This is a genomic window from Klebsiella sp. CN_Kp075 (assembly GCF_040065055.2).
Classification (GTDB): Bacteria; Pseudomonadota; Gammaproteobacteria; order Enterobacterales; family Enterobacteriaceae; genus Klebsiella; species Klebsiella aerogenes.
The window spans coordinates 4,350,744-4,370,416 of record NZ_CM198050.1; the positions used below are offsets into that span (position 1 = coordinate 4,350,744).

18 protein-coding genes are annotated in these 19,673 nt (G+C 54.6%); 9 read left to right on the forward strand and 9 right to left on the reverse strand.

The window, feature by feature from the left end:
- Nucleotides 1-6: 6 nt before the first annotated feature.
- The 4 genes from ABLV78_RS20805 to ABLV78_RS20820 form a co-directional block, all read right to left on the reverse strand.
- Entirely contained in the window at nt 7-1,260 is a 1,254-nt protein-coding gene (locus ABLV78_RS20805; protein WP_045390088.1) for a polysaccharide deacetylase family protein, read from the reverse strand.
- Nucleotides 1,261-1,316: 56 nt separating this feature from the next.
- Complete coding sequence (locus ABLV78_RS20810) at nt 1,317-1,757, reverse strand: PTS sugar transporter subunit IIA (protein ID WP_015368202.1); 441 nt, start codon at nt 1,755-1,757, stop codon at nt 1,317-1,319.
- A gap of 122 nt (nt 1,758-1,879) precedes the next feature.
- Nucleotides 1,880-2,650, reverse strand: a complete 771-nt coding sequence (locus ABLV78_RS20815; protein ID WP_045390083.1) for an ABC transporter permease — start codon at nt 2,648-2,650, stop codon at nt 1,880-1,882.
- Nucleotides 2,647-3,573: an ABC transporter ATP-binding protein gene (locus tag ABLV78_RS20820; RefSeq protein WP_015368204.1), complete on the reverse strand. Its 927-nt coding sequence runs from the start codon at nt 3,571-3,573 to the stop codon at nt 2,647-2,649. The genes ABLV78_RS20815 and ABLV78_RS20820 overlap by 4 nt, the downstream gene beginning before the upstream one ends.
- A 230-nt stretch (nt 3,574-3,803) precedes the next feature.
- Between ABLV78_RS20820 and can the strand changes: the two genes are divergently transcribed.
- Nucleotides 3,804-4,466: a carbonate dehydratase gene (gene can / locus ABLV78_RS20825; protein WP_045390077.1), complete on the forward strand. Its 663-nt coding sequence runs from the start codon at nt 3,804-3,806 to the stop codon at nt 4,464-4,466.
- Nucleotides 4,467-4,523: 57 nt separating this feature from the next.
- Here the strand turns inward: can and hpt are convergent, their stop codons facing one another.
- Nucleotides 4,524-5,060 carry a hypoxanthine phosphoribosyltransferase gene (hpt, locus tag ABLV78_RS20830; RefSeq protein WP_015368206.1) on the reverse strand — a complete coding sequence of 179 codons (537 nt, stop codon included), beginning with the start codon at nt 5,058-5,060 and terminating at the stop codon, nt 4,524-4,526.
- Nucleotides 5,061-5,079: 19 nt separating this feature from the next.
- Entirely contained in the window at nt 5,080-5,184 is a 105-nt protein-coding gene (locus ABLV78_RS20835) for a hypothetical protein (RefSeq protein ID WP_161801955.1), read from the reverse strand.
- 78 nt (nt 5,185-5,262) lie between these two features.
- Between ABLV78_RS20835 and ABLV78_RS20840 the strand changes: the two genes are divergently transcribed.
- Nucleotides 5,263-7,653 carry a glucose/quinate/shikimate family membrane-bound PQQ-dependent dehydrogenase gene (locus ABLV78_RS20840; RefSeq protein WP_045390074.1) on the forward strand — a complete coding sequence of 797 codons (2,391 nt, stop codon included), beginning with the start codon at nt 5,263-5,265 and terminating at the stop codon, nt 7,651-7,653.
- Nucleotides 7,654-7,728: 75 nt separating this feature from the next.
- Here ABLV78_RS20840 and cueO read toward each other — a convergent pair whose 3' ends face one another.
- Nucleotides 7,729-9,330: a multicopper oxidase CueO gene (gene cueO / locus ABLV78_RS20845; protein WP_047042648.1), complete on the reverse strand. Its 1,602-nt coding sequence runs from the start codon at nt 9,328-9,330 to the stop codon at nt 7,729-7,731.
- A gap of 145 nt (nt 9,331-9,475) precedes the next feature.
- Between cueO and ABLV78_RS20850 the strand changes: the two genes are divergently transcribed.
- The 5 genes from ABLV78_RS20850 to speD all read left to right on the forward strand — a co-directional run bounded on the left by ABLV78_RS20850 (nt 9,476) and on the right by speD (nt 13,591).
- Nucleotides 9,476-9,823, forward strand: coding sequence for a YacC family pilotin-like protein (locus ABLV78_RS20850; RefSeq protein ID WP_015704423.1), 348 nt, complete (start codon nt 9,476-9,478; stop codon nt 9,821-9,823).
- Between the two features lie 260 nt (nt 9,824-10,083).
- The gene (locus ABLV78_RS20855) at nt 10,084-10,497 is read left to right on the forward strand and encodes a YuaE family lipoprotein (RefSeq protein WP_047042651.1); all 414 of its coding nucleotides are present in this window, start codon (nt 10,084-10,086) and stop codon (nt 10,495-10,497) included.
- Nucleotides 10,498-10,505: 8 nt separating this feature from the next.
- A complete protein-coding gene (locus ABLV78_RS20860; RefSeq protein WP_047042653.1) occupies nt 10,506-11,789 on the forward strand; it encodes an FKBP-type peptidyl-prolyl cis-trans isomerase in 1,284 nt (427 codons plus the stop codon).
- Nucleotides 11,790-11,911: 122 nt separating this feature from the next.
- Complete coding sequence (gene speE / locus ABLV78_RS20865; protein WP_045390062.1) at nt 11,912-12,772, forward strand: polyamine aminopropyltransferase; 861 nt, start codon at nt 11,912-11,914, stop codon at nt 12,770-12,772.
- Between the two features lie 24 nt (nt 12,773-12,796).
- A complete protein-coding gene (gene speD, locus ABLV78_RS20870) occupies nt 12,797-13,591 on the forward strand; it encodes an adenosylmethionine decarboxylase (protein WP_015368213.1) in 795 nt (264 codons plus the stop codon).
- A 72-nt stretch (nt 13,592-13,663) separates the two neighbouring features.
- Here speD and yacL read toward each other — a convergent pair whose 3' ends face one another.
- Nucleotides 13,664-14,026: a protein YacL gene (yacL, locus tag ABLV78_RS20875; RefSeq protein ID WP_015368214.1), complete on the reverse strand. Its 363-nt coding sequence runs from the start codon at nt 14,024-14,026 to the stop codon at nt 13,664-13,666.
- 186 nt (nt 14,027-14,212) lie between these two features.
- The gene (gene acnB, locus ABLV78_RS20880) at nt 14,213-16,810 is read right to left on the reverse strand and encodes a bifunctional aconitate hydratase 2/2-methylisocitrate dehydratase (protein ID WP_072201386.1); all 2,598 of its coding nucleotides are present in this window, start codon (nt 16,808-16,810) and stop codon (nt 14,213-14,215) included.
- Between the two features lie 355 nt (nt 16,811-17,165).
- On the opposite strand from acnB, the gene ABLV78_RS20885 reads away from it, so the two are divergent.
- Together ABLV78_RS20885 and ABLV78_RS20890 are read left to right on the forward strand one after the other, a co-directional pair.
- Nucleotides 17,166-18,812: a DUF3300 domain-containing protein gene (locus tag ABLV78_RS20885; protein ID WP_047042656.1), complete on the forward strand. Its 1,647-nt coding sequence runs from the start codon at nt 17,166-17,168 to the stop codon at nt 18,810-18,812.
- Between the two features lie 10 nt (nt 18,813-18,822).
- Entirely contained in the window at nt 18,823-19,629 is an 807-nt protein-coding gene (locus tag ABLV78_RS20890; RefSeq protein ID WP_047042659.1) for a DUF2950 family protein, read from the forward strand.
- The last annotated feature ends 44 nt before the right edge of the window (nt 19,630-19,673 follow it).

Here is a 19,673-nt window from a genome sequence, read left to right on the forward strand (position 1 = left end):
GCCGGTTTATCCCTGCGGCTGGTTGCTGATAAGCCGCGACATCGTCTCCAGCGAATCGGTGCGTAAGATATACAACCGCTTCAGCAAGAACGGATTATCCCCCGGTTTCACCTTCCCTCTCACCGTCGTTACCGCCAGATGAAAACCGGCATCGTTCGCCGCTTTGACCGCCGTGGCGTTATAGCCGCCGAATGGATACGAAAGATACAGCACATGTGGATTAAACTGGCTCAGCGCCCGCCGTGAACGCTCGAAATCAAAGAGAATATTGTGGTAATTACGGCTAAGTAATATCGGGTGACGGGCGGCATCGACCCGGTGCAGAAAATGGGTATGCGACTGCACATCAAACACGTCCTGAATCTGTCTGAGCTCAGAGATACTCATAAACTGCAGCGATTTCGGATCCCACTTTTGCGGATGACGTTTGATCCGCGACGAGATAATAAATGCCGTAGCGTGGAATCCGTACTGCTTGAGGATCGGATAAGCGTAGCGATTCACCGACTTGAGGCCGTCATCAAAGGTAATCACCACCGAGCGCGCAGGCAGATTAACCTTGTTACGTAAATACCCTTCCAGTTGATACATCGTCAGCGTGGTATAGCCCTGGTCACGCAGCCAGGTCATCTGGTTACTGAAAGCGCGCACCGAGGTGGTGGTCGAGGTATGGCGGAAACGGCTATTTTCTTCATCACGCAGAATATGGTGATAAGTCAGTACCGGAATGCCGTTATCTTCCTGCGCGTCCAGGCTGCTTACCCACGCCAGCCGGTTGCCGATACGAATTTGATACCAGGTCTGATTAAGGCGGTCTTTCAGCTTGCTGATAATGGGATAGCGCAGGTTATTGGCTAATGTGCCAAACGGCGGGCTGCCCGCTGACGGCGCATCGTAAACCGGCGTATCTTTCCAGGTCAGCAGGTTCTGGTTGCTCAATGGCTGGTGTAAATCGCCCAGGTTATCCTCAACCCGCTTTGCGCCCTGCACCGGCCCCAGGTGCCCTTTATCAATAAAGCCGGTACCGAAACCAAAATTGAATTCGTAATAGTCTGCGGTAGTCGGTACCACGGCAAGGATTTGCCCGGCGCGAACGTTGCCGACGCTCACTACATGGTTGCCGACCTGCGCCCAGATATCGGCATCTTCCGTGATTTGCATATAGCGTGCGGGGACGCCCTGTTGGCTGAGCAGGCTGGCGGAAACGCTGACTGACGTCAGCAAAAGAAATAGTGTTATGACTCGGGCAAACATGCGCATCGAACCGGTAAACCTGAATGCCGCCATTGTAACAAAAGCGGCATCAATGCTAATGCCTAATTTCCGAACGTGTCATGCAGGAGACGAAAAGGCGGATTTTTTTGCTGCTGATGCCACAGGCTGCTCACCGTGGGGCCTCCAGCGCTAACAATAGCATTACGGAAGGCGTCGCTGCTGAGGGTATAGCGCTGTAAATACATTTCTTCCAGCAATGGATAGCGAATGCCGGAAATGACTTCACAGTGAGTATGCTTGTGGCTCATCAGCGCGGCGGCGCGATACGGCGCGGCACCGGTTTTATCGGTGAGAAAAATCACCCCATCGCCGCAGTCTGTGGCATGCAGCGCGTCGCACATCATGCGGCTCAGCATATTGACGCTCAGATTACGCCAGTAATTCACCGCCCGGCATTGCGCCAGCGGGCCAAACTTTTTCTCCAGACGATCCAGCATCTCCTGCGCCAGCTCATCATGGCAGGTAATTACCCAACCTAACATCGCCTACCTCCTTAGCAGGCAAACAATTTAGCAGGGCAAGCGTTGAGGTAGGGTGATGGGTATCAAAAATTACCGCATAGCGCCCCGGCAAAGTGAAATTAGCGGGGGCGCTTGTAGAGAGGTTAGCTACGCAGGCCGCGCCCGCGCTGGATCAGGTACCAGCACAGAATATAGAAGACCACGATGAACACCACCAGTACGCCAAAGGTGGTCGCTAGCGGGACGTCATGAATGCCGAGGAAACCAAAACGGAAGCCGCTAATCATGTAGACGATGGGGTTGAGATGCGACAGCGCTTGCCAGAACGGCGGCAGCAGCGTCAACGAATAGAACACCCCGCCAAGGTAAGTCAACGGCGTCAGCACGAAAGTCGGGATCAGGCTGATATCGTCGAAGGTTTTCGCAAACACCGCATTGAGCAGGCCCGCCAGCGAGAACAGAATTGCCGTCAAAATCAGCGTCAGGGCGACAAACAGCCAGGAATGAACCTGGAACGGGACGAAGAACAGCGAGATAGCCGTCACCAGAATGCCGACACACAGACCGCGCGCCACCCCGCCGCCGACGTAACCGGCGATCACCACGTGGGTTGGCACCGGCGCCACCAGCAGTTCCTCAATATTGCGCTGGAACTTGGCGCTAAAGAACGACGAGGCGACGTTGGCGTAGGCGTTGGTGATCACCGCCATCATAATCAGCCCCGGCACGATAAACTGCATATAGGTAAAACCGTGCATCTCGCCGATCCGCGAGCCGATCAGGTTGCCAAAGATGACGAAATAGAGGGTCATGGTGATCACCGGCGGTACCAGCGTCTGAACCCAGATACGCATAAACCGGTGGATCTCTTTGGTCCAGATGCTTTTCAGCGCGACCCAGTAAAGCTGCATCATGCTGATTCTCCTTTTTTGTCGTGCACCAGCGTGACAAACAACTCTTCCAGACGGTTGGCCTTGTTACGCATACTTAATACCTGCACGCCCTGGGCGCTTAGCTGGGCGAAAACGCTGTTAATCCCCTGCTCGCGCAACACTTCAACTTCCAGCGTCGAGGTATCAACCAGCCGGTACTGATACCCGTCGAGGGTTGGCAGCGGGCTTTTCGGCGCTAGATCGAGGATAAAGGTTTCCGATTTCAGCTTAGCCAGCAGCGCCTTCATTGAGGTGTTTTCCACCAGCTCGCCGCTCTGGATAATGCCGATATTACGACACAGCATTTCCGCCTCTTCCAGATAGTGGGTCGTGAGGATAATGGTGGTGCCTTTATCGTTAAGATCTTTGAGGAAACCCCACATTGAGCGACGTAGTTCGATATCAACGCCAGCGGTGGGCTCATCAAGAATGAGCAGCTTCGGCTCATGCATCAGCGCGCGGGCAATCATCAGGCGGCGCTTCATCCCGCCGGAGAGCATACGCGCGCGTTCATTGCGCTTTTCCCACAGATCGAGCTGTTTCAGATACTTTTCGCTACGCAAAATTGCTTCTTTACGCTCAACGCCATAGTAACCCGCCTGGTTAACCACGATCTGCTGTACGGTTTCGAATGGGTTGAAGTTGAACTCCTGCGGCACCAGCCCTAACTGGCGCTTGGCGTTCACCACATCTTTTTCCAGGTCGTAGCCAAATACGTTAACCTGGCCGGAGGTTTTATTAACCAGCGAACTAATGATGCCGATAGTCGTGGATTTCCCCGCGCCGTTAGGGCCCAGCAGCGCATAAAAGTCGCCGGCTTCAACCTGCAGGTCGATGCCTTTCAGCGCCTGAACCCCGCCGGGATAGGTTTTCTTGAGCTGTTTTAATTCCAGAGCAATGGTCATTAAATATCTCTTCTCGTGTCTTCAAACCTAATTTACCCAAATAATTCATGTTGCAGGAAGGCGGCAAATGAGCGAATCCCCAGGAGCTTACATAAGTAAGTGACTGGGGTGAACGAGTGCAGCCAACGCACCTGCAGCATGAAGTATGACGGGTAAAGGTTGTTTTCAAAAAGGTGAGCTTACCCTATATTAGCGCAACGCACTTACTTGGTTACAGGCCGTAAACGTCCATGAATGATATAGATACACTCATCAGCAATAATGCACTATGGTCAAAAATGCTGGTGGAAGAGGACCCCGGCTTCTTTGCGAAATTGTCGCAGGCGCAGAAACCGCGCTTTCTGTGGATTGGCTGCTCCGATAGCCGCGTCCCCGCGGAGCGCTTAACCGGCCTGGAACCCGGTGAATTATTCGTACACCGTAACGTCGCCAATCTGGTGATCCATACCGACCTGAACTGCCTGTCGGTGGTGCAATACGCCGTTGACGTGCTGGAAGTCGAACACATTATTATCTGCGGCCACTACGGCTGTGGCGGCGTACAGGCGGCGGTCGAGAACCCGGAGCTGGGGCTCATTGATAACTGGCTGCTGCACATTCGCGATATCTGGTTTAAACACAGCTCGCTGCTCGGTGAGATGCCGGAAGATCGGCGTCTGGATACGCTTTGCGAACTGAACGTGATGGAGCAGGTATACAACCTGGGACACTCGACGATCATGCAGTCGGCGTGGAAACGTGGCCAAAAGGTGACGATCCACGGCTGGGCTTATGGTATTCACGACGGACTGCTGCGCGATCTTGATGTCACCGCCGTCAGCCGGGAAACCCTCGAGCAGCGCTATCGCCACGGGATTTCCAATCTCAAGAGCAAGCACGCCAACCATAAATAGCCGCCGCGCTCACCGCCCCGGATAAGGCGTTCACCCTATCCGGGACCGCAACAATAATTACTCGTCCAGCAGGATCACTTTACCGACGTACGGCAGGTGGCGATAGCGCTGAGCATAGTCGATGCCGTAGCCCACCACGAACTCATCCGGAATGGCAAAACCGACAAACTCAACCGGGACGTTCACTTCACGACGGCTTGGTTTATCCAGCAGCGTACAGATAGCCAGCGATTTCGGCTCGCGCAGGCTGAGGATTTCGCGCACTTTAGACAGGGTGTTGCCGGAATCGATGATGTCTTCGACGATCAGTACGTCCTTACCGCGAATGTCTTCATCAAGATCTTTAAGGATTTTGACATCACGGGTGGTGGACATGCCGCTGCCATAGCTAGAGGCGGTCATAAAGTCGACTTCATGCGGCACCTGAACCTCACGGCACAGGTCAGCCATAAACATAAATGAACCGCGCAACAGACCCACCAGCACCATTTCGCTGCCGCTGTCTTTGTAGCGTTCATTAATTTGACGACCCAGTTCGGCGATACGCGCTTTGATCTCGGCTTCCGGGATCATCACTTCTACAGTATGTTTCATTAAACTAACCATTTGATTCTTAGGATAAATCTTCAAAGCCGCTGCTTTCACACCGACGTTGACCGGCAAGCGATACAGTATACCAGCAAAACGAAATCTTCGGTGCAGTGAATAATAAAGCCATATTTGTGATTCCGATCACAGTTGTTAAATCCTATAATTAATTGCAGTTAAAAAATTAACAACTGAAGAGTGTCTTTCTATGGCAGAAACAAAATCTCAACAATCACGGTTACTTGTCACGCTGACGGCGCTGTTTGCCGCCTTCTGTGGCCTGTATCTGTTAATCGGTGGGGTATGGCTGGCCGCTATCGGCGGTTCCTGGTACTACCCTATCGCAGGCCTGGTGATGCTGGCCGTCACCGTCATGCTGTTCCGCGGCAAGCGCGCAGCGCTGTGGCTGTATGCCGCCCTGTTGCTGGCAACCATGATTTGGGGGGTATGGGAAGTCGGTTTCGACTTCTGGGCGCTGACGCCGCGCAGCGACATCCTGGTCTTCTTCGGCATTTGGCTGATTCTGCCATTTGTCTGGCGTCGCCTGCCGGTACCCTCCGCTGGCGCCGTGGGCGGTCTGGTTATCGCCCTGTTGATTAGCGGCGGGATCCTGACCTGGGCCGGTTTCAACGACCCGCAGGAGGTGAACGGTACGTTGAGCGCTGACGCGACGCCGGCCGCGCCGATTTCTACCGTCGCCGATAGCGACTGGCCGGCCTATGGCCGCAACCAGGAAGGCCAGCGTTATTCGCCGCTGAAGCAAATTAACGCCGATAACGTGAAGAACCTGAAGGAAGCCTGGGTATTCCGCACCGGCGACCTGAAGCAGCCGAACGATCCGGGTGAAATCACTAACGAAGTGACGCCGATTAAAGTTGGCGACACGCTGTATCTGTGTACCGCGCACCAGCGTCTGTTCGCGCTCGACGCGGCCACCGGTAAAGAGAAGTGGCATTTTGACCCGCAGCTGAACGCCGATCCGTCGTTCCAGCACGTGACCTGCCGTGGCGTCTCCTATCATGAAGCAAAAGCGGATAACGCCCCTGCCGACGTCGTCGCCGACTGCCCGCGCCGTATTATTCTGCCGGTCAACGATGGCCGTCTGTTCGCGGTGAACGCCGACAACGGTAAGCTGTGCGAAACCTTTGCTAATAAAGGCATTCTCAACCTGCAGACCAACATGCCGGTGACCACGCCGGGCATGTATGAACCGACGTCGCCGCCGATTATCACCGACAAGACTATCGTCATTGCCGGCGCGGTAACCGATAACTTCTCAACCCGCGAGCCATCAGGCGTGATCCGCGGCTTTGATGTGAATACCGGTAAACTGCTGTGGGCCTTCGACCCGGGCGCGAAAGACCCTAATGCGATCCCGAGCGATGAGCATCACTTCACACTCAATTCACCTAACTCCTGGGCGCCTGCCGCCTATGACGCTAAGCTGGATTTAGTCTATCTGCCGATGGGCGTTACCACGCCGGATATCTGGGGCGGCAACCGCACGCCGGAACAGGAACGTTACGCCAGCTCTATCGTGGCGCTGAACGCAACCACCGGTAAACTGGCGTGGAGCTACCAAACCGTACACCACGATCTGTGGGATATGGATATGCCGTCGCAGCCGACATTGGCCGACATTGATGTGAACGGTAAAACCGTACCGGTGATTTACGCTCCGGCCAAAACCGGCAACATCTTCGTGCTGGATCGTCGTAATGGCGAACTGGTGGTCCCGGCGCCGGAAAAACCGGTTCCGCAGGGTGCGGCGAAGGGCGACTATGTTGCCAAAACCCAGCCGTTCTCCGAGCTGAGTTTCCGTCCGAAGAAAGACCTGACCGGCGCGGATATGTGGGGCGCCACCATGTTTGACCAGCTGGTGTGCCGCGTTATCTTCCATCAGATGCGCTATGAAGGTATCTTCACGCCGCCGTCCGAACAGGGCACGCTGGTATTCCCGGGTAACCTGGGGATGTTTGAGTGGGGCGGCATCTCCGTCGATCCTAACCGTCAGGTGGCTATCGCCAACCCGATGGCGCTACCGTTCGTCTCTAAACTGATCCCACGCGGCCCGGGCAACCCGATGGAACCGCCAAAAGACGCGAAAGGCTCCGGTACCGAGTCTGGCGTTCAGCCGCAGTATGGCGTGCCGTTCGGCGTTACGCTGAACCCGTTCCTGTCGCCGTTTGGCCTGCCGTGTAAACAACCGGCATGGGGTTATATCTCGGCGCTGGATCTGAAGACCAACGAAGTGGTGTGGAAAAAACGCATCGGTACGCCGCAGGATAGTCTGCCGTTCCCGCTGCCTGTCCCGCTGCCGTTCAATATGGGTATGCCGATGCTGGGCGGTCCGATCTCAACCGCCGGTAACGTGCTGTTTATCGCCGCCACCGCCGATAACTATCTGCGCGCTTACAACATGAGCAATGGTGAAAAACTGTGGCAGGCGCGTCTGCCGGCAGGTGGCCAGGCGACGCCGATGACCTATGAAGTGAATGGCAAGCAGTACGTTGTCATCTCTGCCGGCGGTCATGGCTCGTTCGGTACGAAAATGGGCGACTACATCGTTGCCTACGCGTTACCGGATGACGCGAAGTAAAACGCAAAACGGCAACGAAAGTTGCCGTTTTTTTTGCCCCTCTCCCCATGGGAGTGGGCGGCAGGCTGTACAGTCCTACACGGTGAATCCCAACATCATCCCGGTATCTTCATGCTCCAGCAGATGACAGTGCGCCATATAGGCGAACTCCTTTGGCGCCTGATGATCGAACTTCACCAGCACTTCGCTCACCCCGCCCTCCACTCTTACCGTATCCTTCCAGCCGCGCCGATGCGCCGCCGGCGCCTGGCCATTTTCACTCAGAATACGGAATTGCGTGCCATGAATATGGAAAGGATGCAGCATCATGTCGCCCTTACCGGAGATCAGCCAGCGCTCGTACTGCCCCCTGGCCGCGGCAAACATCGGCACATTCATATCAAAGGCCTTGCCATTGATGCGGTTGGCGCTATGGAAATCAAAACCCTTGTCTGATGAAACGCCATGTCCCATGCCACCGCCATGGTTCATATTCTTCATTTCACCATGATTCATATTTCCCATATTGTTCATGTCGCCATGCCCCATCATTCCATGATTCATACCGGACATCGCCTGGTCGCCATATTTCTTCATTAGCGCCTGCATACCCATCATGTCGAGCATAGGATCCATCGACAGCTGCAGCGTGCGCTGCGTCAGCCCCTCCAGTGACGGCAGCGCGGGTATCGCGGCCAAAGTATCGGGTAACTTACCGGAGGCCGGGATCAATAGCGGCTGTATACGGAGCACCGGCTGCGGCTTATCAAATGGCGCAATCGTCATCCCCATTTGGCTCACCGGCATCGTCAGGAGATCAAATGCCTTCCCGTCGCGGGTATCAATTAAAACCTCAAAACGCTCGCCCATCAGCACCGGCAGTTCGCTCACTTTGACCGGTTCCGCCAACAGGCCGCCGTCGCTTGCTATTACGTACATTGGGCGGCGATCGCTGGTAGCGAAATTCAACGAGCGGGCATTACAGCCATTAAGTAGACGCAGGCGTAACCAACCGCGCGGCGGAGCGTGTTCGGGATACAGCGCGCCGTTCGTCAACAGGGTATCGCCAAACCAGCCAACGGCGGCGCTCATGATATCGAGCTGATAATCTATTTCGCCATTGGCATTGAATCTTTTGTCCTGCACGATCACCGGAACATCATCGATTCCCCACTGCTTCGGAAGCAGTAATTGCCCGCTTTCGACATCTTCAATCAGCACCAAACCCGCCAGCCCCATGGCAACCTGACGGCCGGTTTTACCATGCTGATGAGGATGGAACCAGCAGGTCGCAGCTCGCTGCGTCGGCGTAAAACTCACCGTCCTTGAGGCTCCTGCGGCGATGACGCCCTGCGGACCGCCATCGACTTCGCCAGGCACTTCCAGCCCGTGCCAGTGGACCGTGGTCTCCTCCGCCAGGCGGTTGTGAATATCTACCGTCACCGCTTCACCTTGCTTCAGCTTCAACGCGGGCCCGAGGAGGTTACCGTTATAGCCCCAGGTCGTCGCAAGATGCGGGCCAAACTGCGTCTTTCCGGCTTGAATCGTCAGCGTAATGCGATTGCGCGCGTCAGCGGTCAATAAATCCGGAACCGGCAAAGCCGGACGGCCGGCAGCGAATACCGAACGGCTCCAGAGCGGTAAGGCGCTGACCGCGCCAAGCGCGGCGCCTAATTTGATAAACTCACGACGTTGCATTTTCACATCCTTTTATTCTGCTGGTGAATATTTAAGCTTAAACCCTCCCGCAACGGGAAGGTCAAGCAGAAGCTTGTGAATAAAGCTCTGCGTGGTGTAAAGAAGTATGCTAACTTTGATTGTCCGTGTTTCAATGGTAGAAAAAATGAAGACGTTTTTCAGAACAATGCTGTTTGGCAGCCTGCTCGCCCTCTCCGCCAATAGCTATGCATTAAGCGAGTCCGAAGCGGAAGATATGGCTGATTTAACGGCGGTATTTGTATTCCTGAAAAATGATTGCGGCTATCAAAATTTGCCAAATACGCAAATTCGCCGCGCGCTGGTCTTTTTTGCCCAGCAAAACCAATGGGACCTCAGCAACTACGATAGCTTTAATATGAAAGCATTAGGTGAGGACAGCTATCGCGATCTCAGCGGCATCAAAATCCCAACCGCCAAAAAGTGCAAAGCTCTGGCGCGTGACTCCCTTAGCCTGCTGGCCTATGTGAAGTAAACGTATCTGCAGCCGCCGCGATGCGGTTGCAGAATGCTATATTATTCTTTTCCCCTGTGATTCATTTACTATGAATTCATTGCGCGATACTTTTATTTCACATGCAGCTAATATGCTTTATATTCATTAATTAGACGACGGCTTAATTTATCAAAAAAAATCACATTCAGGAGAGAATAATTCAACTCATCGTTTATTGCAAAGACCTGCTGGCTAATTAAAATCGCCTGCAATCTCTCTTATTGCAATGGAATGACATTTTGAATATCTCACCTGTTTTTCGCTTACTTCCGTTCGCTGTTCTCATGTTAGCTGGCTGCCAGGCGCATCGTCAGGCTAACGCTCCCATAACGCCACCAATCGCCATTGCCACCGACGCGCAACAGAATGAAAAGCTGCGACTGGCCGCTGAGCAGGAGCGACTTAATGCCTGTCGCCAGGCGTTGGATTCGTTAAAAGAAGTCAATCCGAAAGAAGCCTCAAGACTGGGTAGTGAATTCACCGCTCTGATAGGCGCGGCGTCGCAATATAACTCAGTGCGTATGAAAGTCGCCGATCCCACCCGTCAGGGCATAGATTCTATGTATCAATTTAAATCTATTAAGCTTTGCGCCGATATTGAAAAGTCGCTGATCGATAGCCTGGTCATGCGCGGCGATAATGCGGTGAAGTGACAGGCGCCATGATAAATCGCCTTAATATATTGACGCTGGCCTTCATTTTGCTGGCGTCCCTTTTTATTGCTTATGCGCAAGCGGATGACGATGCGCCTGCATTTCTCAACTATGTCCAGCAGCAGGAGAAAAAAGAGAAGAAAGAGATACCTCCGGCGCCGGAGGTCAGTAAACCAACCAGAGCCCGCGAGAACAACACTGCAGCGCTGCACAAAAAGCTGGCCGCGCAAAAAAGTCTCATCGCCGACAAAGATAAGATCATCCGCCAACTGCAGGAACAGCTGAAATCGCCACCTCCCGCCGCGATGCCAGCGCCGGTAGATAATGCAGCATTAAATAAAACCATCGCACAACTCCAGAGCCGGATCGCTGCTTTGGACACGGAAAACAAGCGGCTTGTGCAGCAAGTCGGTACCGTTCAGCAGGAAAAAGCCGACGGCGCGGATAATCTCAAACGCTCTGTCGCCGCTTTGCAGGAGCAAACGGTAAAGCTCAACGCGCTGGAGAGAGACAAGCAGGCCCTGAGCGATAAGCTGGCTGCGGCAATGGCGGAGCAGCAGAAACTGAGCACCGAACTCGCCGGCGTAAAAACCACCGCCGCCACGACAGCCAAATCCCCCACGCTAAACCTCAGCAGCGCTCCACAGCAGCAGGCATATTCGGTTGGCGTGTCGATAGGGCAAGATGCGCTTAAAACGCTGTCCAGTCAGGCAGCGAAAGGGTTAAACCTGCAACAGGAAACCGTTCTTAAGGGGATTAACGATGTTTTTGCCGGTAAGCCGGCGCTGGATGACAAAGCACGCAATAAGGCGCTTTTCGACGTCTCACAGCGGTTATACAAAAACATTGATAAGCTTGAGCAGCAAACTCTCCGTGAAGGTAAAAAGTATCAGCAGCAATTTGCCGCGCAGAAAGGCGCAGTGCTTAAAGAAGGTATTTACAGCCGTATAGACTACCCCGGTAAAGGTAAGGTCGCTGATAACGATATCGTCACCGTCGTTATCAAAGAAAGCTTGATCGACGGTACCGTGATAAACGATATGGAAGCCGAAGATAAGGTCTGGACCCAGGCGCTAAGTCAATATCCCGAAACCTTCCGTGAACCGCTTAAACGTCTTAGTAACCATGGCGCCATCACTATTGTTGTTCCGCCGGAGCGGGCCTACGGCAGCAAAGGAATCCCTGGAAAAATTCCGCCTGGCGCGACGATGGTGTATAGCGTGCGAATTGTTGACGCCAGACCCAACAGCGACCAACAATCCAGAGCATCTGCGCCGAAAACCTCACGCTAAGCGAGAGTTCATCTAAACAATAGAAGGTTTACTATTCGCCATATCAATCTCTATCTATAGTTGGCTATGATGTGGTGCCCGCGTTGCGGGCGCGACAGAAGTTAACAAAGGAGGAGTAAGCCATGGCCGAGAGTAATCACTGGCATGAGACGCTGCACGACCATTTTGGTCAATATTTTACCGTTGATAACGTGCTGTACCATGAGAAGACCGATCATCAGGATTTAATCATCTTCGAAAATGCGGCATTTGGCCGCGTGATGGCGCTTGATGGCGTGGTGCAAACCACCGAGCGCGATGAGTTTATTTATCATGAAATGATGACCCACGTTCCGCTGCTGGCGCATGGTCACGCAAAGCACGTGCTGATCATCGGCGGCGGCGATGGCGCGATGCTGCGTGAAGTCTCCCGCCACCAACATATCGAAACCATTACCATGGTGGAAATCGACGCCGGGGTGGTCTCGTTCTGCCGTCAGTATCTACCAAACCATAATGCCGGCGCCTATGACGACCCGCGCTTTACGCTGGTGATTGATGACGGCGTGAACTTCGTCAACCAAACGTCACAAACCTTTGATGTCATTATCTCCGACTGTACCGACCCGATCGGCCCCGGTGAGAGCCTCTTTACTTCGGCGTTTTATGCCGGTTGTAAACGTTGCCTGAATCCCGGCGGAATTTTCGTTGCCCAGAACGGCGTAAGCTTCCTGCAGCAGGATGAAGCGGTCGGCAGCCATCGCAAGCTCAGCCACTATTTCACCGATGTCAGCTTCTACCAGGCGGCGATCCCGACCTACTATGGCGGCATCATGACCTTTGCCTGGGCGACCGATAATGAAGCACTTCGTCATTTGTCGACGGAAATTATTCAGGCCCGCTTCCATAGCGCCGGGCTGAAATGCCGTTATTACAATCCGGCAATTCATACCGCGGCTTTCGCGCTACCGCAGTACCTGCTGGATGCGCTGACCGCCAGCTAACCTGAAACGAGGAGGTGAACCAAATTGAAAAAGCTTAAGCTGCACGGCTTCAACAACCTGACTAAAAGCCTGAGTTTTTGTATTTACGATATCTGCTACGCTAAAACCGCCGAAGAGCGCGATGGCTATATCGCCTATATCGATGAACTCTATAATGCCAATCGCCTGACGGAAATCCTCTCCGAGACCTGTTCAATCATTGGCGCCAACATACTCAACATTGCACGCCAGGATTATGAACCGCAGGGCGCAAGCGTCACCATTTTGGTTAGCGAAGAGCCTATCGACCCGCAGCTTATCGATCAGAGCGAGCATCCGGGCCCGCTGCCTGAGACCGTGGTCGCACATCTCGATAAAAGCCACATCTGCGTGCATACCTATCCGGAAAGCCATCCGGAAGGCGGCCTGTGCACCTTCCGCGCCGATATTGAAGTCTCCACCTGTGGGGTGATTTCACCGCTGAAGGCGCTGAACTACCTGATTCACCAACTGGAATCCGATATCGTAACCATTGATTATCGCGTGCGTGGGTTCACTCGTGATATCAACGGCATGAAGCATTTTATCGATCATGAAATCAACTCAATTCAGAACTTCATGTCAGAAGATATGAAGTCGCTCTATGACATGGTGGACGTGAACGTCTATCAGGAAAATATGTTCCATACCAAAATGATGCTGAAAGAGTTCGATCTGAAGCACTACATGTTCCATACCAAACCGGAAGAGTTAAGCGAACAAGAGCGCAAGGTGATTACCGACCTGTTGTGGAAAGAGATGCGGGAAATTTATTACGCCCGCAATATACCTGCGGTGTAACATCTGAAATGCCCGGCGGCGCTTTTGCCTGCCGGGCCTACGGTTCCGCGCCGCCCGGCACAAAACGAATCATTAACGCTGCTGCATAAATTCACGGTATGCGGCAACCACCTGCAGGAAATCCTCCACGCCGCAAAGAGAGAGGCTCTCTTCGTCGTAGTAGTTCATCCCCTCTTCCATTTCATCGCCGGAAAATTCCAGTTGGTTGGCGCGGATCATCACTTCTTCGCCATCCAGCCACAACGTATATTCATGGCCGGCTCGCTGCCAGGAACGTTCACTGCCTTTCACGGTGCGCGCTGCCTGTTCCACTTCATCCAGAAGAGCCAGGTTATCTTTCACCTCTTCGTTGAACCAGTGACCAATCGCCTCGTGGTCCATCGACATTCGCACCTTTACCACACCGGTAATATCGCGCAGAAATTCGTAATCCATAATCTTTTCCTCTGCAAGGGCAATGCGTCACCGCTGCACTGTACCCATAACCTAATTATCGCAGCAGACAGGAAGAAAAAAAGCGCAACGGGTGGGAGGTTTAAAAATAAAAATGCCCGCTGATGCAATGTTCAGCGGGCATTGGAGAGTTTGTAGCCAAACGGTCAGCCAGGCTGACCGAACGGATTACACAGCGGTCTGGAAAATCACGCCGTCAGCTTTTTCAGTGTACTGATCCAGCTGGTTAAAGTTCAGATAGCGATAGGTATCTTCCGCCGTCTTATCAACCTGAGCGACGAAGGTCTGGTACTCTTCCGGCGTCGGCAGTTTGCCCAGCAGAGAAGCGACCGCCGCCAGTTCGGCAGAGGCCAGATAAACGTTGGCGCCGGTACCTAAACGGTTCGGGAAGTTACGGGTAGAGGTCGACACGACGGTCGCGCCGTCAGCCACGCGCGCCTGGTTGCCCATACACAGGGAACAGCCAGGGATTTCGATACGCGCGCCGCTCTTACCAAACACGCTGTAGTAGCCTTCTTCAGTCAACTGCGCGGCATCCATACGGGTTGGCGGCGCCACCCACAGGCGAGTCGGCAGTTGGCCTTTGTGGCTGTCCAGCAGTTTACCGGCAGCACGGAAGTGGCCAATGTTGGTCATGCAGGAACCGATAAACACTTCGTCGATCTTCTCACCCTGCACGTCCGACAGCAGACGCGCATCGTCCGGATCGTTCGGCGCGCACAGAATAGGCTCTTTGATATCCGCCAGATCGATGTCGATCACTGCCGCGTATTCCGCATCAGCGTCGGCTTCCAGCAGCTGCGGATCCGCCAGCCATTTTTCCATGCCCTGGATACGGCGCTCCAGCGTACGGCGATCGCCGTAACCTTCCGCGATCATCCACTTCAGCAGGACGATGTTGGAGTTCAGATACTCAACGATCGGCTCTTTGTTCAGCTTGATGGTACAACCAGCAGCAGAACGCTCAGCGGAAGCATCGGTCAGTTCAAATGCCTGCTCGACTTTCAGATCCGGCAGACCTTCGATTTCAAGGATGCGGCCAGAGAAGATGTTTTTCTTACCTTTCTTCTCAACGGTCAGCAGGCCCTGCTTAATGGCATACAGCGGGATGGCGTGAACCAGGTCGCGCAGGGTAATACCCGGCTGCATTTTACCTTTGAAGCGCACCAGTACTGATTCCGGCATATCCAGCGGCATCACGCCGGTCGCGGCGGCGAAGGCCACCAGACCAGAACCCGCCGGGAAGGAGATACCGATTGGGAAACGGGTATGGGAGTCGCCGCCGGTACCTACGGTATCAGGCAGCAGCATACGGTTCAGCCAGGAGTGGATAACGCCATCGCCCGGACGCAGTGAAACACCGCCGCGGTTCATGATGAAGTCCGGCAGAGTGTGGTGCGTGGTGACGTCAACCGGCTTCGGATAAGCCGCAGTGTGGCAGAAGGACTGCATCACCAGGTCCGCGGAGAAGCCCAGGCACGCCAGGTCTTTCAGCTCATCGCGGGTCATTGGACCGGTGGTGTCCTGAGAACCGACGGAGGTCATTTTCGGCTCGCAATAAGCGCCCGGACGGATACCGGCAACGCCGCAGGCGCGGCCAACCATTTTCTGCGCCAGAGAGAAGCCGCGGTTGCTTTCCGCCACATCTTTCGCATGACGGAAAACGTCGCTGTGCGGCAGCCCCAGCGCTTCGCGCGCTTTGGTCGTCAGGCCGCGACCGATGATCAGCGGAATACGGCCGCCGGCGCGCACTTCGTCGATCAGTACATCGGTTTTCAGTTCAAAGCTTGCCAACAGCTCGTTGGTTTCGTGGTTACGCACTTCACCTTTGAACGGGTAAACGTCAATGACGTCGCCCATGTTGAGGTTGCTCACGTCCACTTCAATAGGCAGCGCGCCCGCATCTTCCATGGTATTGAAGAAGATAGGCGCAATTTTGCCGCCCAGGCACAGGCCGCCGCCGCGCTTGTTCGGTACGTTCGGGATATCGTCGCCCATGAACCACAGCACCGAGTTGGTGGCGGATTTACGCGAAGAACCGGTACCAACAACGTCGCCAACGTAGGCCAGCGGGAAGCCTTTCTGCTGCAGCGCTTCAATTTGTTTAATCGGGCCGACCGCGCCCGGCTGATCCGGCTCAATTCCTTCGCGAGCGTTTTTCAGCATCGCCAGAGCGTGCAGTGGGATATCCGGACGGGACCAGGCATCAGGTGCCGGAGACAAGTCATCGGTATTGGTTTCGCCGGTAACTTTGAAGACGGTAACGGTGATTTTTTCCGCCAGTTGCGGACGGTTCAGGAACCACTCGGCATCAGCCCAGGATTGCATAACCTGTTTAGCGTACTCATTACCCGCTTTGGCTTTCTCTTCTACGTCATAGAAGTTATCGAACATCAGCAGGGTATGGGACAGCGCTTTCGCGGCAATCGGCGCCAGTTTGGCATCGTCCAGCGCTTCAATCAGGGGGTGAATATTGTAACCGCCCTGCATGGTGCCCAGCAGTTCAACGGCCTTTTCAGGGGTAACCAGTGGGGAGGTCGCTTCGCCTTTGGCGATAGCGGCAAGGAATCCGGCTTTAACATAGGCGGCTTCATCGACGCCCGGCGGTACACGGTTGGTAAGCAGATCTAACAGGAATTCATCTTCACCCGCTGGCGGGTTTTTCAGCAGTTCTACCAGCGCGGCCATTTGGGTTGCGTCTAAGGGTTTGGCAACAATCCCCATGGCGGCACGCTCAGCTACGTGCTTACGGTATTCTTCTAGCACGACGGTTCTCCTCGCTCTCATTGTAAAATGCGGTAGGCGATTTTCTTCACGCTCCTGTGAGACAGCAGTTTGTAGGGTAAATGCCCGATACCGCGAGGGCAGCATAGCAGGATTTTTGAAGGGTGTTAATCTGTTTACAAAAAAGCAACATTAAAATTTAGCTGAATCGTTAAGGGCAGGATATTGCAGGCTTTCTGTTCAAATGCTGGTAGATAAATTTATTTCTGTTACAGATTTAATGTCAGGATCCCAACAAAAATCAAAAAAAACAATATCGTCTTCATATACTCCCCTAACGTACCGTTTTCGCCGATACTTTAGCGAGATGGGTAACATTTCTGTGTCAGGAGCTTCCATGTCACTACCGTTCAAACCCCATATTATCGCCCTGCTCTGCAGCGCAGGCTTACTCGCAGCGGCAGGAACGCTCTATGTTAAAAGTCGTACCCCAGAGACTATCGCGGAAGCGCCGGTGACGGCACAGCCCACAACGGTACCCGCGCCGGCGTCCCCGACTGCGCCGGCGGCGGGACAAGCGGTCACAGCCACCTACACACAGGCGCAAATCGACCAATGGGTCGCGCCAATCGCGCTCTATCCGGACAGTTTACTCTCGCAGGTACTGATGGCCTCCACCTATCCGGACAACGTTATGCAGGCGGTACAGTGGTCGCAGGATAACCCGTCGATGAAAGGCGACGCGGCCGTTCAGGCCGTTGCCAGCCAGCCGTGGGATCCGAGCGTCAAATCCCTCGTCGCCTTTCCCGCCCTGCTGGCAATGATGGGCGAAAATCCGCCGTGGGTGGAAAACCTTGGCGACGCATTTTTAGCCCAACCCCACGACGTCATGGACTCCGTACAGCGCCTGCGCGCCATTGCCCAGCAAACCGGGACATTAAAATCCACGCCGCAACAGAAAGTGACCGTCACGGCCGCGGCGCCAGCCTCTTCGAGGTCATCGAATAGCAGCGCGGTATCAACCTCGACAACCTCAACGGCTTCTCCAGCGCCTTCGCAGATCATCAAAATTGAACCGACCAACCCGCAAGTGGTATACGTTCCAAGCTATAACCCTTCGACCGTCTACGGCAGTTGGCCGAATAGCGCCTATCCCCCGGTCTATCTGCCGCCGCCTCCCGGAGAGCAGTTCACCGATAGCTTTGTCAAAGGTTTTGGCTACAGTCTTGGCGTCGCCACCACCTGGGCGCTCTTCAGCAGCATCGACTGGGATGATGATGACCATCATCATGATGACGATTACCATCACGGCGGTTACCAGCACAATGGCGATAACATCAATATTAATGTGAATAATTTCAACCACATTACCGGGCAGAACCTACCGGGTAACCGCGTTAACTGGCAGCATAACCCCGCCTATCGCGGCAACGTGCCTTATCCGAATAATAATGTCGCCCAGCGCTATCATCAGACCAATATGCCCGGCGGACTCAGCACGACCCAGCATGCGCCGGTCGATCGCAACGCTCAACGGCAAGCGGCGATGACGCAGCTTCAGCATCCCAACGCGCCAGCCGCCAGCGCAGGCACGCTGGCGGCCACTAGCGCCTCGCGCGATGCGCAGCGTCAGGCGGCCTCTCAACAATTGAAGCAGGCCACCCAGCGCAGCAGCTACCGTGGCTACGACAGCACGCCGACACCTGCCAAACAGCAGCGTCGCGAAGCGGCGAAAACGCAGTTGCAACACCCAACGCCGCAGCAGCAACAGCATCGCGAGGCCGTGAAGAGCCACGTGCAAAATCCTACGCCTCAGCAACAACAGCGCCGTCAGCAGATTCACTCCGCGACGCCGGCCCAGCGTCAGCAAGCGGTAAGCACGGCCCGCGCCAATGCCTTAAGCGGCAACGAAAGTCGCTCCCCCTCCTGGCAATCGCAGCAGGCGCGCGGGCTGCAAAGCCGTAATATTTCCGGCTTGAGTAGCGAACAGCGCGGCGCCGCCAGAGAGCGCCTTTCCGAACACCATGAATTGCGTCGTCGCTGAGGATGAGCAGATGAGAAAACCATTACAGATCGCCCTATTAACATTAATGCTGTCGCCGCTCGCCGCCTTCGCCCAGCAACAGTTTCCCACGCCGGAGAAAGCCGCAAGCGCGCTGGCCGATGCGCTCAATCATCGTGATAAAGCCGCGCTCAATAATCTGCTCGGCGATAACTGGCAGCAGTTTTTACCCACCGATGGTATTGATCCCAATGCCGTCGACCGCTTTCAGCGCGACTGGCAGGTGAAACACGTCATTGTGCAGCAGGGTAATAACGCCTGGCTTGATGTCGGCAGTGAAGCGTGGCGATTGCCAATTCCGATTGTCAAAGATGAACAGGGCTGGCGATTTGATATGGCGGCCGGGGAAGATGAAATTCTCACACGCGCCATCGGCCGCAATGAACTGTCGGCAATTGCCGCCATGCACGCCTACGTTGATGCCCAGCAGGATTACTATCAAATGAATCATCGCTGGGCGCAAAAAATCATCAGCAGCGAAGGCAAAAAAGATGGTCTGTACTGGCCAACCTCACCGGGCGAAACGCCAAGCCCGCTGGGGCCGGCCTTTAGCCCGACGGAGCCCGGCGCCGGTTATCATGGCTACCGTTTCCGCATTATCGCCGATAACGATAGCCAAGGCGTCGCCTTACTGGCATGGCCGGTAGAGTGGGGAGAAACCGGGGTGATGAGCTTTATGATCGATCAGAACGATAAGGTCTGGCAGGCGAACCTGGGCGAAGAGAGCGCGACGAAAGCGCAGGCAATTACGCATTTTGCCCCCGATTCAGCGGCGGGATGGCAGCCGGTCAATCAATAAAAAAATGCCCGGTTGCGCAATAGCAACCGGGCACTCTCTGGTGC